Annotated in this window: 15 protein-coding genes; 7 read left to right on the top strand and 8 right to left on the bottom strand. The window is 73.4% G+C overall.

What is annotated here, in order from left to right:
- The 4 genes from Sm713_RS38895 to Sm713_RS38880 all read left to right on the top strand — a co-directional run bounded on the left by Sm713_RS38895 (nt 1) and on the right by Sm713_RS38880 (nt 4572).
- Nucleotides 1–1017, top strand: coding sequence for a carbohydrate ABC transporter permease (locus tag Sm713_RS38895; RefSeq protein ID WP_212914627.1), 1017 nt, complete (start codon nt 1–3; stop codon nt 1015–1017).
- Complete coding sequence (locus tag Sm713_RS38890; protein ID WP_212914626.1) at nt 1010–1906, top strand: carbohydrate ABC transporter permease; 897 nt, start codon at nt 1010–1012, stop codon at nt 1904–1906. The genes Sm713_RS38895 and Sm713_RS38890 overlap by 8 nt, the downstream gene beginning before the upstream one ends.
- Nucleotides 1903–3291 (top strand): GH1 family beta-glucosidase, encoded by a 1389-nt coding sequence (locus Sm713_RS38885; protein ID WP_249416962.1) that lies wholly within the window; start codon nt 1903–1905, stop codon nt 3289–3291. The genes Sm713_RS38890 and Sm713_RS38885 overlap by 4 nt, the downstream gene beginning before the upstream one ends.
- A 435-nt stretch (nt 3292–3726) precedes the next feature.
- Nucleotides 3727–4572 carry an IclR family transcriptional regulator gene (locus Sm713_RS38880; RefSeq protein WP_212914625.1) on the top strand — a complete coding sequence of 282 codons (846 nt, stop codon included), beginning with the start codon at nt 3727–3729 and terminating at the stop codon, nt 4570–4572.
- A 63-nt stretch (nt 4573–4635) separates the two neighbouring features.
- Here the strand turns inward: Sm713_RS38880 and Sm713_RS38875 are convergent, their stop codons facing one another.
- From Sm713_RS38875 to Sm713_RS38840, 8 genes are all read right to left on the bottom strand, one after another.
- Nucleotides 4636–5265: an MBL fold metallo-hydrolase gene (locus Sm713_RS38875; RefSeq protein ID WP_212914624.1), complete on the bottom strand. Its 630-nt coding sequence runs from the start codon at nt 5263–5265 to the stop codon at nt 4636–4638.
- On the bottom strand, nt 5265–6353 hold the full coding sequence (locus tag Sm713_RS38870) for an S-(hydroxymethyl)mycothiol dehydrogenase (RefSeq protein WP_212914623.1): 1089 nt from the start codon (nt 6351–6353) through the stop codon (nt 5265–5267). The genes Sm713_RS38875 and Sm713_RS38870 overlap by 1 nt, the downstream gene beginning before the upstream one ends.
- Nucleotides 6354–6616: 263 nt before the next feature.
- Nucleotides 6617–7591 (bottom strand): PDR/VanB family oxidoreductase, encoded by a 975-nt coding sequence (locus Sm713_RS38865; RefSeq protein WP_212914622.1) that lies wholly within the window; start codon nt 7589–7591, stop codon nt 6617–6619.
- A 154-nt stretch (nt 7592–7745) separates the two neighbouring features.
- Nucleotides 7746–7943 carry a hypothetical protein gene (locus tag Sm713_RS38860; protein ID WP_212914621.1) on the bottom strand — a complete coding sequence of 66 codons (198 nt, stop codon included), beginning with the start codon at nt 7941–7943 and terminating at the stop codon, nt 7746–7748.
- The gene (locus Sm713_RS38855; RefSeq protein ID WP_212914620.1) at nt 7940–9031 is read right to left on the bottom strand and encodes an aromatic ring-hydroxylating dioxygenase subunit alpha; all 1092 of its coding nucleotides are present in this window, start codon (nt 9029–9031) and stop codon (nt 7940–7942) included. The genes Sm713_RS38860 and Sm713_RS38855 overlap by 4 nt, the downstream gene beginning before the upstream one ends.
- A 377-nt stretch (nt 9032–9408) precedes the next feature.
- The gene (locus tag Sm713_RS38850; protein ID WP_212914619.1) at nt 9409–10866 is read right to left on the bottom strand and encodes a benzaldehyde dehydrogenase; all 1458 of its coding nucleotides are present in this window, start codon (nt 10864–10866) and stop codon (nt 9409–9411) included.
- A 115-nt stretch (nt 10867–10981) separates the two neighbouring features.
- Nucleotides 10982–12580, bottom strand: a complete 1599-nt coding sequence (locus Sm713_RS38845; RefSeq protein ID WP_212914618.1) for a thiamine pyrophosphate-dependent enzyme — start codon at nt 12578–12580, stop codon at nt 10982–10984.
- A 72-nt stretch (nt 12581–12652) separates the two neighbouring features.
- A complete protein-coding gene (locus Sm713_RS38840) occupies nt 12653–14170 on the bottom strand; it encodes an MFS transporter (protein WP_212914617.1) in 1518 nt (505 codons plus the stop codon).
- Nucleotides 14171–14339: 169 nt separating this feature from the next.
- Between Sm713_RS38840 and Sm713_RS38835 the strand changes: the two genes are divergently transcribed.
- The 3 genes from Sm713_RS38835 to Sm713_RS38825 all read left to right on the top strand — a co-directional run bounded on the left by Sm713_RS38835 (nt 14340) and on the right by Sm713_RS38825 (nt 19310).
- On the top strand, nt 14340–15188 hold the full coding sequence (locus Sm713_RS38835) for an IclR family transcriptional regulator (protein ID WP_212914616.1): 849 nt from the start codon (nt 14340–14342) through the stop codon (nt 15186–15188).
- A gap of 422 nt (nt 15189–15610) precedes the next feature.
- Entirely contained in the window at nt 15611–17779 is a 2169-nt protein-coding gene (locus tag Sm713_RS38830; RefSeq protein ID WP_374196144.1) for a glycoside hydrolase family 27 protein, read from the top strand.
- Nucleotides 17780–18014: 235 nt separating this feature from the next.
- Nucleotides 18015–19310, top strand: a complete 1296-nt coding sequence (locus tag Sm713_RS38825) for an ABC transporter substrate-binding protein (RefSeq protein WP_212914615.1) — start codon at nt 18015–18017, stop codon at nt 19308–19310.

Genomic DNA, 19310 nt, shown 5'->3' with positions numbered 1-19310 from the left:
ATGACCGCCACCACCACCAACGCCGCAGACCGGCGGACGCCGCACTCCGGCGGCACGGGGCGGGCGGGCACCGGGCAGGCGGGGCCGAACAGGCCCCGCCTGCCCGGGCGGCTGCGCCGCGTCGGCCTGCCCTACCTGCTGCTGCTGCCCGCGCTCCTCCTCGAACTGCTGGTCCACCTGGTGCCGATGGTCTTCGGCATCCTCATGAGCTTCAAGGAGCTCACGCAGTTCTTCATCCGCGACTGGACCAGCGCGCCCTGGTCGGGCTTCGACAACTACCGCGTGTCGGTCGACTTCGACGCACCGATCGGGCAGGCACTGCTCCACTCGTTCTTCGTCACGATCGGCTTCACCGTGCTCTCCGTCGGCCTGGCCTGGCTGATCGGCACCACGGCGGCCGTCTACATGCAGGAGAACTTCCGCGGCCGGGGCATCCTGCGCGCCGTCTTCCTCACTCCGTACGCGCTGCCCGTCTACGCCGCCGTGATCACCTGGGCCTTCATGTTCCAGCGGGACAACGGCCTGGTGAACCACGTGCTCGGCGACCAGCTCGGGCTGACGGACGGCCACACGTTCTGGCTGATCGGCGACAACAGCTTCGTCGCGCTGCTGACGGTCCACGTCTGGAAGCTCTGGCCGTTCGCCTTCCTGATCATCATGGCGGGCCTCCAGAACATCCCGAGGGAGCTGTACGAGGCCGCCTCCATCGACGGCGCCGGGATATGGCAGCAGATCCGCCGCATCACCCTGCCGTCGCTGCGGTCGGTCAACCAGGTCCTTGTCCTCGTGCTGTTCCTGTGGACGTTCAACGACTTCAACACCCCGTACGTGCTGTTCGGGAAGTCGGCGCCGGAGGCCGCGGACCTCGTCTCCATCCACATCTACCAGGCGTCGTTCGTCACCTGGAACTTCGGCACCGGCTCGGCCATGTCGGTCCTGCTGCTGCTGTTCCTGCTCGTGGTGACGGCCGTCTACCTGGTGCTGACCTCCCGTGGAAGGAAGGCCGCCGATGTCTAGCACCGCCCAGGCCCCCGGGGCCGCGAGGACCGCACCCCGCCGCTCCCCCAGCGCGCCGCCGCCGTCGTTCGTCTGGTCCCGGCGGGTCTTCCTGACGCTGCTCACGATCTTCGTCCTGGTGCCCGTCTACGTGATGCTCAGCAGCTCGCTGAAGCCCCTCCAGGACGTCTCCGGGGCGTTCCGCTGGGTGCCCAGCGGGCTGACCATCCGGCCGTACATCGACATCTGGTCGACCGTGCCGCTGGCGAAGTACTTCGTGAACTCGCTGATCGTGGCGGGTGCGGCGACCGTGTGCTCGGTGATCGTCGCGGTGTTCGCCGCCTACGCGGTCAGCCGCTACCGGTTCCGCGGGAAGCGGGTCTTCACGGTCACCGTGCTGTCCACGCAGATGTTCCCGGGCATCCTCTTCCTGCTGCCGCTGTTCCTGATCTACGTCAACATCGGCAACGCCACCGGGATCGCGCTGTTCGGCTCGCGCGGCGGGCTCATCCTCACCTATCTGACGTTCTCGCTGCCGTTCTCCATCTGGATGCTGATCGGGTACTTCGACTCGGTCCCGCAGTCCCTGGACGAGGCGGCCCTGGTGGACGGCTGCGGGGCGCTCGGCGCGCTCTTCCGGATCATCGTGCCGGCCGCGATCCCGGGCATCGTGGCGGTGGCCGTGTACGCGTTCATGACCGCGTGGGGCGAGGTGCTCTTCGCCTCCGTGATGACCAACGAGACGACCCGCACGCTCGCCGTCGGCCTCCAGGGCTACGCCACCGAGAACAACGTCTACTGGAACCAGGTGATGGCCGCCTCGCTGGTCGTCAGCGTGCCCGTGGTCGCCGGGTTCCTCCTCCTCCAGCGCTACCTGGTCACCGGTCTCACCGCCGGAGCCGTCAAGTGACCGACCCCGAAAGGACCTCCGTGCCCGAGCCCATCGACCTCTCCGCCCTGCCGAAGGACTTCGTCTGGGGGGTTGCCACGTCGGCGTACCAGATCGAGGGAGCCGTGGCCGAGGACGGCCGCTCCCCCTCGATCTGGGACACCTTCTCGCACACCCCCGGCAAGATCGCGGGCGGGGACCACGGCGACGTGGCCTGCGACCACTACCACCGCTGGCCCGAGGACGTGGCGCTGATGCGGGAGCTGGGCGCGGGCGCGTACCGGCTCTCGCTCGCCTGGCCGCGGATCGTGCCGGGCGGCGACGGGCCGGTGAACGAGGCGGGGCTCGGCTTCTACGACCGGCTGGTGGACGCCCTCCTGGAGGCGGGCATCACCCCGAACATCACGCTGTACCACTGGGACCTCCCGCAGATCCTCCAGGACCGCGGCGGCTGGCCGGCCCGGGACACCGCCGAGCACTTCGCCGCCTATGCCTCCGCGGCGGCCGAGCGGCTCGGCGACCGGGTGCACCAGTGGGCGACGCTCAACGAGCCGCTGTGCTCGGCGTGGATCGGCCACCTGGAGGGCCGGATGGCTCCCGGCCTCACCGACGTCAAGGCCGCCGTGCACGCCTCCTACCACCTGCTGCTGGGCCACGGCCTGGCCGCGCAGGCCATCCGCGCGGCGGCCCCGGGCGCCGCGGTGGGCATCGTGAACAACCTCTCCACCGTCGCACCGGCCACCGACTCCGAGGCGGACCGGGCGGCCGCGCTCCGCGCCGACGGGCACACCAACCGCTGGTGGCTCGACCCGGTGCACGGCCGCGGCTTCCCCGCCGACATGCGCGAGGTGTACGGCGTGGACCTGCCCGAGCGCCCCGGGGACCTGGAGACCATCGCGCAGCCGCTGGACTGGCTGGGGCTCAACTACTACTTCCCCGCCGTGGTCGCCGACGACCCCGAGGGTCCCTACCCCTTCGCCCGCCAGGTGCCCCGGCCCGACGTGCGCCGCACCGGCATGGACTGGGAGATCGACGCAGGCGGCATCGAGGCGCTGCTGATGCGGCTCACCGAGGAGTACGGCGCCCGCAGCCTCTACGTCACCGAGAACGGCTCCTCGTTCCCCGACGTGGTGCGCGCGGACGGCTCCGTGCACGACCCCGAGCGCATCGGCTACCTGGAGGAGCACCTGGCGGCCTGCGCCCGCGCGGCCCGCCGCGGCGCCCCGCTGGCCGGCTACTACGCCTGGTCGCTGCTGGACAACTTCGAGTGGGCCTACGGCTACGACAAGCGGTTCGGCCTCGTGCACGTCGACTACGAGACCCAGGAGCGCACCGTGAAGAGCAGCGGCCGGCGCTATGCGGAGATCATCCGCGAGCACCGCGAGGGCACCGCGCAGGCAGCCTGACGCGCCCTCCTCCCCCCGACCCGGGCCCCGTACCGCATGTCCACTGCTGCGGTAGCGGGGCCCGGCCCCATGTTCAGCAGGGGTTGCCGGACGTGATCGGGCCCCCACCGCTTGACATGCTCCCGCGGTCCGGGGAAACTCCCAAACAGCGCTTGGAGAGCGCTCTCCGAGCGGTATCGGCCTCGGGGCGGCCAACGACCCGGGCCCCCCGAGGTCGGGGAGCCGCGCGCTCTTTCCGCCGGCCGCGGCGGGCCCGTGGCGGACGGCGGGCCACCCTTGATGGGCCCTTCCGGAAGACGCCAGGGTGGCCGGCCTGGCCCCCGGCGGAGGCCGCGGGCGCGTCGAGCTCCGCCCCCATCCACCGGCGCGTCCATTGACGCGCATGACCTGGGTGTCTAGCTTGCGGGGAACAGCCGGTCACCCGAGGGAGGGTCCATGGACGGCGGGCACCCCGGCGGAACCGGTTCCGTGGTCGGCCGCGCGCTCTGCGTGCTGGAGGCCTTCACGCCCGCCACGCCCGTGCTGACCCTCACGGACATCTCCCGGCACACGGAACTTCCGCTGACCACGGTGTACCGGCTGGTGAAGGAGCTTACGGCGCACCGCGTGCTGGAGCGCGAGCCCGGCGGCGGCTACCGTATCGGGCTGCACCTGTGGGAGATCGCGGCCCTGGCGCCGCGCGGTCTCGGCCTGCGCGAGGCCGCCCTGCCGTACCTGTCCGACCTGGGCCACGTGACCCGGGAGAACGTCCAGCTCGCGGTGCGCGAGGAACTGTCCGTGCTGTACGTGGAGCGGCTCGCCGGGCGCAGCTCGGTACGGGTGCTGACCCGGGTCGGCGGCCGGTTCGCGCTGACGCCGACAGGGGTCGGCCGGGTGCTGCTGGCCCACGCGCCGCTGGAGGTGCAGGAGCGGGTGCTCGCCCAGCCCATGGCCGCGTACACGGAACACACGATCCGCGACCCGGCCCGCATCCGCAGGATCCTCGCGGAGGTGCGGCACAGCGGGGTCGCCGTCGCCCACCGCCAGGTGACGCCGGACGGCGTCTCCGTGGCGGCGCCCGTGCACGGCCCCGGGGGCGAGGTGGTGGCCGCGGTCTCGGTGGTCGCCCATGCCGAGCGGGCCGAGCCGCGTGCCCTGATCCCGCTGGTGCAGGTGGCGGCACGCGGCATCTCCCGGGCCCTGGGCGCCCCGCTGCCGGCGGCGGCAGGGGCGGACGCGCCGCCGCCGGCGGGTGATGACGAGGGCCGGCCGGGCGAGCACGCCCGCCTCACCGGCTCCTGAGCCGCGGGAGCGCCGGGCCACCGCGGCAACCGTGCCGCCGGGCCCCGCCCCTCGGGCCGGCGTTCAGTGGCCCCGCGCGATCCACTCCTCCAGGTGCGGTGCCTCGGCGCCGATCGTGGTGTTCTCGCCGTGCCCGGTGCGCACCACGGTGTCGGGCGGCAGGTTCAGCAGCCTGCCCCGGATGGAGTCGACGATCGTCGGGAAGTCGCTGAACGACCGGCCGGTGGCACCGGGCCCGCCCGCGAAGAGGGTGTCTCCGGTGAAGACGGTGCCGAGCCCGGGTGCGTGGAGGCTGACCGCTCCGGGGCTGTGGCCCGGGGTGTGCAGCACGCGCAGCACCGCCCCGGCCACGGCCACCTCCTGACCGTCGCCGAGCGTGCCGTCCGGGGGCCGCTCGGGGTGGGTGAGCCGCCAGAGGGGGAGGTCGCCGGGGTGCAGCAGGACGGGCGCGCCGGTGCGGGCGGACAGGGCCGGGGCGGCGTCGACGTGGTCGTCGTGCGCATGGGTGCACAGGATCGCGACGAGCCGCCGGCCGCCCAGCGCGTCCGCGATGGCGTCCGCGTCGTGGGCCGCGTCGATCACCACGGCCTCGGTGTCGTCGCCGACGATCCAGACGTTGTTGTCGACGTCCCAGACGCCGCCGTCCAGCGAGAACGTGCCCGAGGTGACGAGGTGGCCGATGCGCGCCGGCATCAGAAGACCACCACCGAGCGGAGCACGTCGCCCTGGCTCATCCGGCCGAACGCCTTCTCGACGTCCTGGAGCGGGATGGTCTCGCTGACGAACGCGTCCAGGTCGAGGCGGCCCTGCTGGTACAGGTCGATCAGCATGGGGAAGTCGCGGGACGGCAGGCAGTCGCCGTACCACGACGACTTCAGGGAGCCGCCGCGGCTGAAGACGTCGATCAGGGGCAGTTCGAGCTTCATCTCGGGGGTCGGCACCCCGACGAGGACCACCGTCCCGGCGAGGTCGCGCGCGTAGAAGGCCTGCCGGTACGTCTCGGGGCGCCCCACCGCCTCGATCACGACGTCCGCGCCGAACCCGCCGGTCAGCTCCTGGATCGCCGCGACGGGGTCGGTCTCCCGGGAGTCGACGGTGTGGGTGGCGCCAAGCCCCCGCGCCGTGAGGAGCTTACGCTCGTCGACGTCGACCGCGATGATCTTCGCCGCTCCGGCCAGCCGGGAGCCCGCGATGGCGGCGTTGCCCACGCCGCCGCAGCCGATCACCGCGACGGTGTCGCCGCGGCCGACGTTGCCGGTGTTGACGGCGGCGCCGATGCCCGCCATCACCCCGCAGCCCAGCAGGCCCGCGGCTGCCGCCGAGGCCGCCGGGTCGACCTTGGTGCACTGGCCCGCGGCGACCAGCGTCTTCTCGGCGAACGCGCCGATACCGAGAGCCGGGGAGAGCTCCCGCCCGCTCTCGGTGAGAGTCATCTTCTGCGTGGCGTTGTGGGTGTTGAAGCAGTACCAGGGGCGGCCGCGCAGGCAGGCACGGCACTGGCCGCACACGGCACGCCAGTTGAGGATGACGAAGTCGCCCGGGGCCACCTCGGTGACGCCCTCTCCGACGGACTCCACGACGCCGGCGGCCTCGTGCCCCAGCAGGAAGGGGAAGTCGTCGTTGACACCGCCCTCGCGGTAGTGGAGGTCCGTATGGCAGACCCCGCACGCCTGCACCGCGACGACCGCCTCCCCGGGCCCGGGGTCCGGGACCGTGATGGTCTCCACCCGCACCGGCTCGCCCTTGCGCGTCGCGACCACGCCCTGCACCTGCTGTGCCATGTCCGCCAACCTCACTCTCGTCCGAACTTGCGACCACGGGTGTGCACCGCCCCTGAGGCCTACCCTGTGCCGCCGCCTCTCGCGCGCCTCCGCGCGCCCGCGTCCATCCGGCTCGGGCGGGGCGGCCGGACAGCGCCGGCCCCGGCCATGGGTGCACCGTATGCGTTGCCGCCGCGGGACCGGACCACCCGGTCCCGCGTTCCTCCGGCGGGTCAGGGGCCCCGCCGCGTCCCGCCGCCGGCCGGCTCCGGCCCGGTGGCGGGTCAGAGATCCAGGACCAGCCGCTTGGACGCGCACCGCGAGACGCACACGAACATCACGTCGTTGGCGGCCCGTTCCGCGTCCGTCAGCAGCGAGTCACGGTGCTCGACCTCGCCCTGAAGGACACCGGTCTCGCAGGTGCCGCAGGTGCCCTCGCGGCAGGAGGACAGCACGGGCACCCCGGCCTCCTCCAGGACCTCCAGCACGGAGCGGTCGGGCGGCACGGTCAGGGTGGTGCCGCTGCCGGCCAGCTCCACCTCGAAGCTCTCCCCCGTCCCGTCCGGTGCGGGGTCCTCGCGGGGCGTGAAGCGCTCGATGTGCAGGGCCCCCGCGGGCCAGTCGCGGCAGTGCAGTTCCACGGCGCCGAGCAGCGGAGCGGGGCCGCAGCAGTAGACCTCCGTGTCCGCGCGGGGCTCGCCCAGCAGGCCCTGAAGGTCGAGCAGGCCCGTCTCGTCCTGGGGACAGATCTCGACGCGGCCCGGGTGGTCCGCGGCGAGTCGGTCGGCGAAGGCCATGGAGGCGCGGGTGCGGCCGCCGTACACCAACCGCCAGTCGGCGCCGCGGCGGGCGGCCTCGGCGACCATGGGCAGGATCGGCGTGATCCCGATGCCGCCGGCGATGAAGAGGTAGCGCTCGGCGTCGACCAGCGGGAAGTGGTTGCGCGGGCCCCGGATCCGTACCGTGCCGCCCTCGGCCAGGTGATCGTGCACATGGGCGGAGCCGCCGCGGCCGTCCTGCTCGCGGAGGACGGCCACCTGGAGGACCGAGGGGTCGTCCGGGTCGCCGCACAGCGAGTACTGGCGGACGAGGTCCGGCGCGAGCCGGACGTCGATGTGCGCGCCGGGCCGCCAGGCGGGCAGCGGCTCGCCCTCCGGATGGCCGAGGGTCAGCCGGACGACACCGTCGGCCAGGGGCTCCTTGCGCACCAGGGTCAGGTCCAGCTCGACCTCGGTGTGCGGGGACGTCGTGGGAGGCATGGGTGCTCTTTCTCGGATGCGGACGTGACGCCTCTGGCTCGGGGCCCGGGCCGTGCCGGATCGCCCGGCGGCGCCCCGGGCCCGGGTGGAGACCGGTGTCGGGCGCCCGCCCGGCGTCCCGTGAAGGGCGCGGGCGCCGGGCGGGCGGCCGGGCTCAGGTCCGCGCCATGCGTCCCTCTTCGGTGCTCGCGGGCGCGTCCGGGTGGGCGAGCAGCCAGTTCCACAGGTCGACCGGATCCTCGAAGTCCTGCTCGGCACCGCAGTAGCAGACGCCGAGCAGCCGGTCCGTCCCGGGCACCCAGTGGACGCGGAAGACTCCGCCGGGCAGCGCCGAGGGATCGTGGCCGCTCATCGGGCGACCGGCGCCGGGGCAGCGTCACCCGCGGCACCCGCGGCGCCTGCAGCGCCTTCGTCGGACAGCCGCTTGAGGATGCGCCGGGCGGCGAGGCCGCCGGTGTCGATGTTGATGCTGAGCTCCTGGTAGCCGCCCCGCTCGGCGGAGATGGCCTTCTCCAGAGCGTCGAGGGCCACCACGTCCTGGAGGACGACGGTGCGGTTGTTGTCGTGGACGAACTCGGTCACGGAGGCGTCGTCCAGGGCGAAGTCGCGGGCCACCGCCCAGAAGTCGTGCGTGCTGTGCTCGGTCTCGGGCGTGATCGCGTACACGACCTCCATGTGGAAGCCGTCCGGGTCCGTGCCGTCCGGCTCCGGGGGCCGGCTGCCGACCGGGGCGACCCGGCTGTGCAGCAGGTACAGGCAGGGCGCGTGGTACTCGATGTCCTGCCAGCGGGTGATCCGGCCGTCGATACCGGTGGAGTTGGCGTAGAACGGGGGGCACGCCGCGTCGTCCATGCGCCGGCTGACCCGGACCACCCCGGCCGCGTCGTCCACCTCGGTGGTGATCGGCGTCTCGGCGACCTCCGGAGTCCCGATGTACCCGCCGTGCAGGTACGTCTCGTGGGAGAGGTCGAGCAGGTTGTCGACCAGCAGGTCGTAGCGGGCGGCCAGCGGCTCCATGCCGGAGACGGTGGTGTAGCCGGGGTGGTCGAGCCAGGGCGCGCGCGGCACGAGCTTCTCGTCCGCGAGTTCGCGGTCGCCGATCCACACCCACACGAACGAGTCCTGCTCGACGACCGGGTAGGACGTGAGGCGGGCCGTGCGCGGCACCCGCTTCTGCCCGGGCACGCTCACGCAGACGCCGTCGGCGCCGTAGGTGAAGCCGTGGTAGCCGCAGACCACCTGGTCGCCGACGAGTCGGCTGGGCTCCTGGGAGAGCGGGAAGCGGCGGTGCACGCACCGGTCGGACATGGCCGTGACCGCGCCGGACTCGGTGCGCCACAGCAGGATCGGCTCGCCGCACACGGTGCGCGAGAAGAGTTCGCGGCTCACCTCCCGGCCGTAGGCGGCGACGTACCACTGGTTGCGGACGAATGACGTCATCGGTCCTCCTGCAGGGCTGCCGTACGGGAACCGTGTTCAGGGTGCTCCGCCCGGTGGGGCCTGAACAGGCCGGTTTCCGCTGAGCGGAAGCGGGGGGTGTCCGCGTGGTCCCGCGTCTGGCCGGTGGCCCGTCTCCGACGGGAGGGGATCCCCCCGTCGGAGGGGGCTTCGACAAGCGCCACGTCGCCGTGTTCGGGATCGGCGCCATGGGGCCGCTCGGGCAGGACTTCGACGGCTCCGACGGGAGGGGCCTCTTCCAGCGGTGACGGTGCGCGGGTCTCGTCGTGGCCGGTCGCTCCCCTACTGCCGTGAGGGCGCGGGCCCCCATCCCCGCGCCCCCTCTGCTCGGGGCCGTGCCCCGCCGCGCGGGCCGCCGGTCAGAACGGGTACGTCGCCTCCTCGCCCCGCACCGTGATCCAGCGGGTGTCCGTGAACGCCTCGATGTTGGCGGCACCGCCGAACCGTGCACCGGTGCCCGACGCGCCGACACCGCCGAAGGGGACGGGGGCCTCGTCGTTGACGGTCTGGTCGTTGATGTGGACCAGACCCGTGGGGATCCGCTCGGCGAGGTCCAGCGCCTTCATCACGTCCCGGGTGAGGATGCCCAGCGAGAGCCCGTACGTGGTCGCCGCCGCCAGCGCCACCGCCTCCTCCGCCGTGGCGAAGCTGCGCACCGGCGCGACGGGGCCGAAGACCTCCTCGGTGTAGGCCGGTGAGGACTCGTCGACGCCGGTGAGCACGGTCGGCCGGTAGAACAGGTCCTCGAAGGTGCCGCCCGCGGCCAGCCGGGCGCCGCCGGCCACGCTCGCGGTGACCAGGGAGTGGATCTTGTCGCGCTGGCCCGCGTCGATCACCGGACCGAGCGCCACCTCCTCCTTGTTCGGGTCGCCGACGGGCAGGTGTCCGGCCCGCTCGGCCAGGCGCTCGGCGTACTCCTCCGCGACGGCCTCGTGGACGAGGTGCCGGCCGGTGGTCATGCAGACCTGGCCCTGGTGGAAGAAGGAGCCCCACGCGGCGGTGGACACGGCGCGCTCCAGGTCCGCGTCCGGCAGCACGATCATCGCGGAGTTGCCGCCGAGTTCCAGGTGGGCGCGCTTGAGGTGCTCGGCGGCGGCCGCCCCGACCTTGCGCCCGGCAGCGGTGGAACCGGTGAAGGAGATCACCGCGATCTCCGGCGCGGCGACCAGTTCGGCACCCGCCTCGGCACCGCCCGGGACGAGCGTGAGCACCCCCTCGGGCAGGCCCGCCTCCTCGAAGACCCGCATGAGGGCCACCCCGCCGCCGACCGCGGTCCGCGGGTCCGGCTTGAGGACGACCGCGTTGCCGAGCGCGAGAGCCGGCGCCACGGACCGTATCGCGAGCACCAGCGGCACGTTGAACGGCGCGATCACGCCGACGACTCCGGCCGGCACCCGGCGCGCCATGCTCAGCCGGGGCTGCGCGGAGGGCAGCAGCTCCCCCAGCGGCCGGGAGGCGAGCGCGGCCGCCTCGTAGCACTCCTGAGCCGCGGTGTCCGTCTCGAAGGCCGCCTTGCCGGGGATGCTGCCGCCTTCCCTGACCAGCCAGCCCTGGATCTCCTCGGCGTGCTCGGTGAAGAGGTCGCCCGCCCGCCGCAGCACCGCGGCCCGCTCGGTGTACGGGACCCTGGCCCAGGCGCCCTGCCGCCGCGCGGCATGCTCGGCGGCGCGCACCACGTCCGCGCCGTCGGCGATCCCGAAGTGCTCCAGGACCTGGCCGGTGGCCGGCTCCATGACGGGCGCGGTACCGCCGGAGGCGGCCGTCCAGCCGCCGATGTTGATCTTGCCCGACCAGGTGTGCGTATCGAGCAGGGACATCATGGGCTCCTTCGTTCGAGTGGTTCCGCGGTGCGGGGTGCCGGGTGCGGAGCGCGGCGGCGCGGTGCGCGGGGGCGCGGACGCCGCGGGCTCGGGCGCGGCGGGGCGGGGCGGTTCAGGGTTCGAAGGTCGGGTCGGGTTCGACGGCGACGTCCAGCAGCAGCGGGCGGGTACGCGAGGCGAGCGTCGGCACGACGGCGTCGAGCGCGGCGATCAGCTCGTCGTGCCGTGTGATCCGCTCGGCGGGGCAGCCCAGTGCGGTGGCGAGGGCGTGGACGCTGATGCCGTCGAAGGCGGGCCACGGGCCCTTGCCGCCGGCCTTCTCGGCGAGCCGGTCCATGACCGCGTAGCGACCGTTGGACAGGACGACGAAGACGGCACCGACGTCGTAGTGCGCGGCCGTCCACAGCGCCTGCACCTGGTACAGCGAGGAGCCGTCGCCGAGCACGGCCAGCACCGGGCGGCGGGGCGCGGCCATCCGGGCCCCGACCGCCGCGGGCATCGCGAAGCCGAGGCCCCCCATGGCCGCGCTGAGGAATCCGAGCGGCCCCCGCGCGGGCAGCAGCGCGTGCAGGTCCGGCCGGCTGGACGGGGTCTCCTCGATGAGGACGGTGTCGGCGGGCAGCCGCTCGGCGAGCGCGGCCAGCACGTGCGCCGCACGCAGCGGCTCACCGGCCGCCGGCGGCGCGGGACGGGGCCGCCTGGCGGGCCGTGCGCCCTCGCCGTCGCGCCCCGGCACCTGGGCGGCGAGACGGGCGACGAAGTCGGGCAGCGGGGTGAGGACGGCGAGTTCGGCGGGGGCCCGATGGGCCTCCGCGGGGTCGTCGGTGACCAGCACGAGCCGGGTGCCGGGGCGTACCAGCGGCCCCTCGTCGTACGGGTACTGGCGCAGTACCGGTGCCCCGACGACGAGTACCAGGTCGTGGGGGGCGAGCGCCTCGCGCAGGCGGCCGCGGTCCGCGGGCAGGTGCCCGGCGAACAGGCGGTGGTCCTGCGGGAATCCGGCGCGGGCGCCGAACGGCTCCTGCCAGACGGGGCAGCCGAGCCGCTCCGCGAGCGCCACCAGCGCGCTCCAGGTGTCCTGGGTGTCGGCCGCCGCGCCCACCACCAGGGCCGGGGCCCCTGCGCCCGCGAGCAGCGCCGCCGTCTCGGCCACGGACTCGGGCGAGGCCGCGGTCGCCGTGCGGAGCACGGCGGGGGCCGGGACGGGCAGGTCCTCGGCGGGCTCGGCCCAGTCGTTCATGGGGACGATGACCAGCGCGGGGCCGCGCCCGGTCCGGGCGGCGTGCGCGGCGCGCCCGATGGCGCCGGGGACGTCCTGGGCGCGGAGGGGGGTCTCGACCTGTACGGGGTAGTCGCCGGCGAGGGAGTCCAGCCGACCGGTGAGGAAGGGCTCGTGGGCGAGGTGGCGGCGGTCCTGCTGCCCGACGAGCACCACCAGCGGGGCGCGGTTGGCGCGGGCGGTGGCCAGCGCGCCGACGGCGTTGCCGAGGCCCGCGGTGCTGTGCAGTACGGCCAGCGCCGGCGCGTCGCGCAGCAGGGCCCAGCCGGTGGCGGCCCCGACGACGGAGCCCTCGTGCAGCGCGAGGACGAAACGGATGTCCCCGGGGAGGTCGGACAGCAGGGCGATCTCGGTGGAGCCGGGATTGGCGAACAGGGTGGTCAGGCCGTGCCTGCGCAGTTCGTCGAAGGCGGCGTCGCGGACGGTGCGCATCGGGGTGGTTCCTCGTTCCGTGGGAGCTTGGGGCCCGGCGGGAGCGGAGCGCCGGGCCCGGGTGTCACCGGATCAGACCGGGCTTACCGCCCGCCGGCCCCGTACCTGCGCCAGCAGCACGAAGCCCACCACGACCAGCCCGGCGTCGAGCCAGACGGCCGCGGTCCAGCCGCCGGTGGAGTCGCGCAGCGCGCCGCCGACCGCCGGGGCGAGCACCGCGCCGGTCTCGCCGATCAGGTTCTGCATGCCGAAGGCGGAGCCGCGCAGGTCGGGCCGGGCCAGCTCCGCGGTGAGGGCGTGCCCCACGGGCTGGAGGGCGTTGAAGAAGAGGCTGGCGAAGAAGAGCAGCAGGCCCATCACCCACAGGGACGGGTGGTCGGCGGCGCTCAGGTACCAGGCGAAGGCGACGGTGAGGACCGCCTGCACGCCGGTGAAGGTCAGCATCATCTCCTTGCGGCCCCAGCCGCGCCGCAGGCCGTAGTCGGAGAGCCAGCCGCCGGCCGGGAAGCCGATGATGCCGGCGCCCGCGTTGAAGCCGGCCGTCAGCGCCGAGGCGGCGAACGAGGAGTGGGCGGCGCCCGCGACGATGGAGACCGACCAGAAGCTGAAGAACCAGAGGTTCCACAGGATCGCGATGTTGCAGAGGTAGATGATGAACAGGTCCCGGTCCTTGAGCACCGGGCCGACCTCCTCGCCCTTGCGGACCAGCACGAACAGCACCAGTCCGACCGCGAGGGCGACCTCCAGCACGGCGATCCACAGGTCGGACAGGCCCGTGCTGTCCCCGATGAGGTAGACGGCCATGATCAGGGCGAGCGAGACGACCGCGTAGGCGCCCAGGTGGAGGGCGGCCTTGCCGACGGTGGCCGCCTTGAGGTGGGTGCGGAAGAACCAGGTGACCGCGAGGGACACCACCAGGGTGGCGGCACCGAGCACCCAGAACGCCATCCGCCAGGCCTCGATGTCGGACAGCACGGACCTGCCGAAGTCGATGAAGTTCGGGGTGAAGATGGTGGCGATCGTGATGCCGATCGCGAGGCCCGAGATGCACACGCCCATGCCGAAGCTGCGGTCCTTCGGCGGGGTGTTGTCGGTGATCAGGGTGCGGTCGTTGGAGTAGAAGGCGCCCTCGCCCAGACCGGTGGCGACGCGCACCACGATGAAGGCGATGAGGCCGCCGAGGAAGCCGGTGAGGATGGTGGCGAGCCCCGCCCACAGCAGGCTGACGACGACCATGGTGCGGTGCCCGTACCGGTCGCCGAGGTAGCCGCCGGGGAACTGGGTGAGCATGTAGCCGGCGAAGAACAGGCCACCGATCAGGCCGCCCAGGGCGTGCGGATGGTCGGCGTGCGCCATGAAGCCGACGCCGTTGTCGATCATCCAGGTGACGACGGGGCCCGTGACGGAGCGGTCGGCGGCGCTGACGGTCCAGCCGAGCAGGAGCAGCAGCCACAGCACGTGCCAGGGCTTCGGGCGTCCGGTGCGCAGCGGGCCGCCGGCCGCCGCGGGTTGCGCGGTGCCCGGCGCCGGGGCGCCGGGGGCGTCCGCTGCGGGACGGGGAGTCGGGTTGTCACCCGGTACAGGCGTCATCGGGAACTCCTCGCTCGACAGCGGCGGGTCGGGGCCGGGCGGACGCCGTGGCGCACCGCGGGGAAGACCTCCGGCAAGGGCGAGGCACCCAGGGGGACGAAGGGCTCCGGCGCGGCCAAGGTACGAGCGGGATTCACTCTGTGGAACCGGTGAAACTAGAATTTCTGCTATGTCGAATTTTCAGGGACCCGCGCCCCGCCGCACGGGGCCGGGCGGGCGCGCTTCGGGGGCGCGCGGGAACGGCGGGGAGGATGTGTACGGCGCCGCCTCGGTCGCCAACGCCCTGCGGGCCCTCGCCTACCTCGGCGGCCGGGACACCGCGCGGGTCACCGATGTGAGCGACCATCTGGGCGTGGCCCGCTCCACGGCGCACCGGCTGCTGCACACGCTGCGGCTGCACGGCTTCGTGGAGCAGGTGCCGGGCGGCCGCCAGTACCGGCTGGGACCCGTGCTGATGGCGCTCGCAGAGAGCCGGGCCGCGGTGGAGTCGCGCAGCCGGATCGGTACGGCGGAGCTGGTCCGCATCGCACGCCCCTTCCTGGAGCAGCTGCGGGACGAGGCCGGGGAGACCAGCAACCTGCTCCAGCTCGACGGGCCCGACGCGCTGTTCCTGGACGGCGTGGACGGCCCCCATGTGCTGCGGGTCGCACCGCGCACCGGCGACCGGGTCCCCGCGTACGCGACGGCGGGCGGCAAGGCGCAGCTCGCCCAGCTCCCCGTGGAGGCCGTGCGGATGCTCTACCCGGCCGGCCTGGACCAGCTCACCCCGGCCACCGTGGCGGACCTGGCCGAGCTGGAGGCGGACCTCGCACGGGCGCGAAGGCGCGGCTATGCGCTGAACATCGACGAGAGCGTGACCGACGTGCACGGCTTCGGCATGCCGGTGCGCGACGGCCACGGGGTGTGCGTGGCCGCGGTCACCGTCTCCGCGCCGAGCACCCGGGGCGGCCGGGCGCGCGCGGCCGGCCTCGCCCCGCTGCTGCGCCGGGCGGCGGACGGCATCACGTCCCGGCTGTGACGCCGCGCCCCTTGTAGCCGTGCGCCTTGTAGCCGTGCGCCGGTGGGCGGGCTCCGTTCACCGGCGCCTGGCGTCAGGCCCGCCCGGCCGTGGCCTCACCAGCCTGTCACCACTGCTCGTACCGCTCCCCCGCTCTTCGGCCCCGCCGGGCTCTCGCCGGCGGGGCCGCTGCTCGTCCTCCCCCCAACCGCCGGCGCCGCCACCGGACCTGACGGGACGGCACGGCCCGCGCCCGCCAGCCACTTCACTCTGCCGCACCTCTTACGTCACCAAAGAATTAAAGGTTAATTATGAATAATCGTTGACACGTGTCCTCCGAGTCGCCAAAGTCGTCGCAGCGCAGGCCCGGTCGCCGCGGCGAGCCGCCGCGCCGGCGCACTCCATTGACTGCGCATGCCCACCACCGGGAGGCACCCGTGCGTTTGCGCACAGCGGGCTCGGCCCGCACCCGAAGAAGCCGGCAGCTGAGCTGGACCGCGGCCGTCACCGCCGCCCTGGCCATCGCCGCGGGCCCGGCACCGTCCGCCCAGGCGGCCGGTACGGCCCCGGGCGCCGGGACCGGCGACGACCAGGGCGCGCCCGCCTACTACGACAGCGGCCTCGCCCCCACGCCCTACATGGGCTGGAACACCTACTACGGCCTCGGCGCGCCCACCGAGGACCAGGTGAAGGCGGTGGCCGACGAGCTGATCTCCTCGGGGCTGCGCGACTCCGGCTACGACATCGTGTGGCTGGACGGCGGCTGGCAGGCGGACCAGCCCAGGGACGCCGAGGGCAGGCTGGCGGCCAACCCCGAGCGTTTCCCGTCCGGCATCCCCTCCCTGGTCTCCTACCTGCACAAGCGCGGGCTGAGGGTGGGCATCTACACGGACGCCGGCGACTACGACGGCGGCAAGAGCTGCGGGCTCGGCAGCCGCGGCCACTACGACGAGGACGCCAGGCAGTTCGCGGACTGGAAGATCGACGCCATCAAGGTCGACTTCCTGTGCGGGATATCCGAGAAGCTCGACCCGGGCCCCGCCTTCAAGGAGTTCAGCGCCGCCGTGGCGAGGTCCGGGCGGCCGATGCTGCTCAACCTCTGCAACCCCCTGACCGACGACTGGGGCCTGCCGCACACCCCGGCGCAGGACGCGCACAACGCCTTCGTCTACGGCCCCACCAGCGCCGACTCCTGGCGCACCGGCACCGACATGGCCTTCGGCACCCCCACCGCGGGCGAGTGGCCCAACGTGCTGCGGGCCGCGGACGCCAACGCCTGGCACCCGGAGGCGAACGGGCCGGGGCACTACAACGACCCGGACTACCTGCTGCCGATGCGCAAGCTCGCGGACGGCGGCTACGAGCTGACGGAGGAGGAGTCCACCACCCAGCTCGTGATGTGGGCGGAGATGGCCTCCCCCCTGGTGATCGGCTCCGACCCGCGCACCCTGCCGAAGTCCATGCTCGACACCCTGCGCAACCCGGAGATCATCGGTGTCGACCAGGACCCGCTCGACGTGCAGGGCGTCCGGATCGCCACGGACGCCACCGGGGACGTCTACAGCAAGGTGCTGAGCGGCACGGGCAGCCGCGCCGTAGTGCTGCTGAACCGCTCCTCTCAGGCCGCCGACATGACGGTGGACTTCGCGGACACCGCGCTGGCCGGCCCGGTGCGGGTGCGGGACCTGCGGGCCCGTGCCGAACGGGGCGCGCACACCGGCTCGTACACCGTCCGGGTGCCGGCGCACGGCACGGCCTTCCTGAAGCTCACGGGGCGGGACACCGCACCGGGCACCGCGCTCGCCGGGGGCGCCTCGGCCAGCCCCGCGCTGGTGCGGGACGGCTCCGGCCTCACCGCGTTCTGGCGCGGCACGGACGGTGCGCTGTACCAGCAGCGCGGACAGGACGGCGCCTGGTCCGGGTCCGCGACCGCGCTGGGCGGCCCGACCGGCGGGCGGATCCTGGGGCAGCCCACGGCCCTCGCCTCGGCGGACGGCCGGCTCGACGTTTTCGTGCGGGGCACCGACTCCGCGGCCTACCAGCGCACGTACGCGCAGGGGCGGTGGGGGCACTGGCAGCGGCTCGGCGGCGACCTCACCGACGCCCCGAGCGTGGTCGCGGACGGCGACGGCGGCTGGACGCTGTTCGGGCGCGGCCCCGACGGGCTGGTCCGCTCGCGGACCGCGACGTCCGGCTGGACGTCCCTCGGCGCCCCCTCCGACACTCCGTTCTACGGCAGGCCCGCCGCGGCCGTCGACTCCGCGGGCCGGGTGCACCTCGCGGTGCGCACCCCCGACGACGCGGTGTGGACCCGCACCCGCGACGCCTCGGGCACCTGGTCCGACTGGTCGTCGCTGGGCGGCACGGTGGGCGGCAGCCCCACCCTGGTGACCGCCGGGGACGGCGTGCACCTGTACGCGCGCGCCGGCGACTACACCCTGTGGCAGCGCACCCTCGGCGCCGACGGGACGTGGAGCGACTGGTCCAAGCGGAACGAGTTCCCGAGCGCGTCCTTCTCGGGCGCCCTCGGCGGGGCGGCGGCATCCGGCGCAGCCGGGGTCCTCGCGGCGTTCCGCGGCGTGGACGGCCGGATCCACCAGACGAAGCTGTGACGTCTCGCGCTGCAACGGCACCGTGACGTCCTGGAGCGCGGCGCCGTGACGTCCTGGAGCGCGGCGCCGTGACGGCCCGGCCGGCCCTGCCGGTCGACCTGACACGCCATCAGAAAATAAATTACTAATTAATCTTGACGTTGCCCGTCCCCTCCACCACTCTGATCCCGCCGTAGACGAAAGCCCGGCCGTCAGGGGACCGGAGCACCGTCAGGCGGACGCAGAGGAGTTCCCCATGATCACACCCGACCCGTCCCGGCGCCGGTTCCTCGCCGGCATCGGTGCCCTCTCCACGGCCGCGCTGGCATCCGGCTGCGTCACCTCGACGTCGTCGTCCGGCAAGGGCGCGTCGTCCTCAGGGCCGGTCACCCTCCAGTCGAACCTCTCGGCCCCTCAGGCGAAGACCGCGATGGAGAAGCTGGTCGAAGCGTACGGGAAGACCGGCAAGGGCACGGCCTCGCTGAACACCATCGCGGCCGAGACCTTCCGCACCCAGCTGCCGACCTACCTCACCTCGGGCAACCCGCCGGACGTCTACACCTGGTACCCCGGCTCGGTCGCCGACGCCTACGCCTCGAAGAACCTGCTGCTGGACCTGGGCGACGTCTGGCAGGACTCCCCCGACCTGGCCAAGTACTCCGCCGCGCACAAGAAGCTGTGCACCTCCAGGACCGGCAAGAAGGTCTTCGTGCCCACCAGCTACTACTGGTGGGGCATGTTCTACCTGAAGTCGAACTTCGCCAAGTGGGGCGTCGACGAGCCGAAGACCTGGGACGACTTCCTCGACGTGTGCGACAAGCTGAAGTCGAAGGGGGTGGCGCCGATCGGCAACGGCATGGGCGGCGACACCGCCTGGATCGGCTCGGGCTGGTTCGACTACCTGAACATCCGGGTCAACGGCGCCGGCTACCACCGCGACCTGCTCGCCGGCCGGCACCGCTTCGACGACCCCGAGGTGCGCAGGGTCTTCGACCGCTGGAAGGAGGCGCTGCCGTACTTCGACAAGGACGGCACCGCGATCCCCTTCCAGGACGCCACCACCAAGCTCCTCCAGGGCAAGACCGGCATGATGCTGGTGGGCACCTTCTTCGCCGACTCGGCCCCGAAGGGCGCCCTGGACGACATCGACTTCTTCGGCTTCCCCGTCATCGACCCGAAGGTGCCGCTCGCGCAGGAGGCGCCCGTCGACGGATACTTCGCCAGCGCTCACACGCACCGCAAGGACGGCGTGAAGAAGCTGATGACCTACCTCGCGACGGCCGAGGCCCAGGAGATCTACCTGAGGAACTCCTCCGGCACCGCGCTGCCCACCCACCCTGACGCCAAGGACAGCGGCACGGCGCTCGTGAAGAAGGGCCGGGAGCTCGTGGCCGCCGCCGCGGACATCACCCAGTTCTTCAACCGCGACTCCAGCGACGCGATGCAGCCGGCCGCGGACAACGCCCTCACCAAGTTCTTCGCCGAGCCGGCCAAGATCGGCTCGATCCTCACCTCCTGGCAGCGTGACGCCGAGAAGGTCTGGGGGAAGTGA

Source organism: Streptomyces sp. TS71-3 (assembly GCF_018327685.1).
Classification (GTDB): domain Bacteria; phylum Actinomycetota; class Actinomycetes; order Streptomycetales; family Streptomycetaceae; genus Streptomyces.
This window is presented reverse-complemented; position numbering and strand designations above follow the sequence as displayed.

Coding starts and splice junctions, on each gene's coding strand:
- Sm713_RS38850 (WP_212914619.1), bottom strand. CDS start 10,866: ATGTCCCTGCTCGATACGCACACCTGGTCGGGCAAGATCAACATCGGC.
- Sm713_RS38825 (WP_212914615.1), top strand. CDS start 18,015: ATGATCACACCCGACCCGTCCCGGCGCCGGTTCCTCGCCGGCATCGGT.
- Sm713_RS38845 (WP_212914618.1), bottom strand. CDS start 12,580: ATGCGCACCGTCCGCGACGCCGCCTTCGACGAACTGCGCAGGCACGGC.
- Sm713_RS38890 (WP_212914626.1), top strand. CDS start 1,010: ATGTCTAGCACCGCCCAGGCCCCCGGGGCCGCGAGGACCGCACCCCGC.
- Sm713_RS38835 (WP_212914616.1), top strand. CDS start 14,340: ATGTCGAATTTTCAGGGACCCGCGCCCCGCCGCACGGGGCCGGGCGGG.
- Sm713_RS38860 (WP_212914621.1), bottom strand. CDS start 7,943: ATGAGCGGCCACGATCCCTCGGCGCTGCCCGGCGGAGTCTTCCGCGTC.
- Sm713_RS38895 (WP_212914627.1), top strand. CDS start 1: ATGACCGCCACCACCACCAACGCCGCAGACCGGCGGACGCCGCACTCC.
- Sm713_RS38870 (WP_212914623.1), bottom strand. CDS start 6,353: ATGGCACAGCAGGTGCAGGGCGTGGTCGCGACGCGCAAGGGCGAGCCG.
- Sm713_RS38865 (WP_212914622.1), bottom strand. CDS start 7,591: ATGCCTCCCACGACGTCCCCGCACACCGAGGTCGAGCTGGACCTGACC.
- Sm713_RS38840 (WP_212914617.1), bottom strand. CDS start 14,170: ATGACGCCTGTACCGGGTGACAACCCGACTCCCCGTCCCGCAGCGGAC.
- Sm713_RS38855 (WP_212914620.1), bottom strand. CDS start 9,031: ATGACGTCATTCGTCCGCAACCAGTGGTACGTCGCCGCCTACGGCCGG.
- Sm713_RS38880 (WP_212914625.1), top strand. CDS start 3,727: ATGGACGGCGGGCACCCCGGCGGAACCGGTTCCGTGGTCGGCCGCGCG.
- Sm713_RS38875 (WP_212914624.1), bottom strand. CDS start 5,265: ATGCCGGCGCGCATCGGCCACCTCGTCACCTCGGGCACGTTCTCGCTG.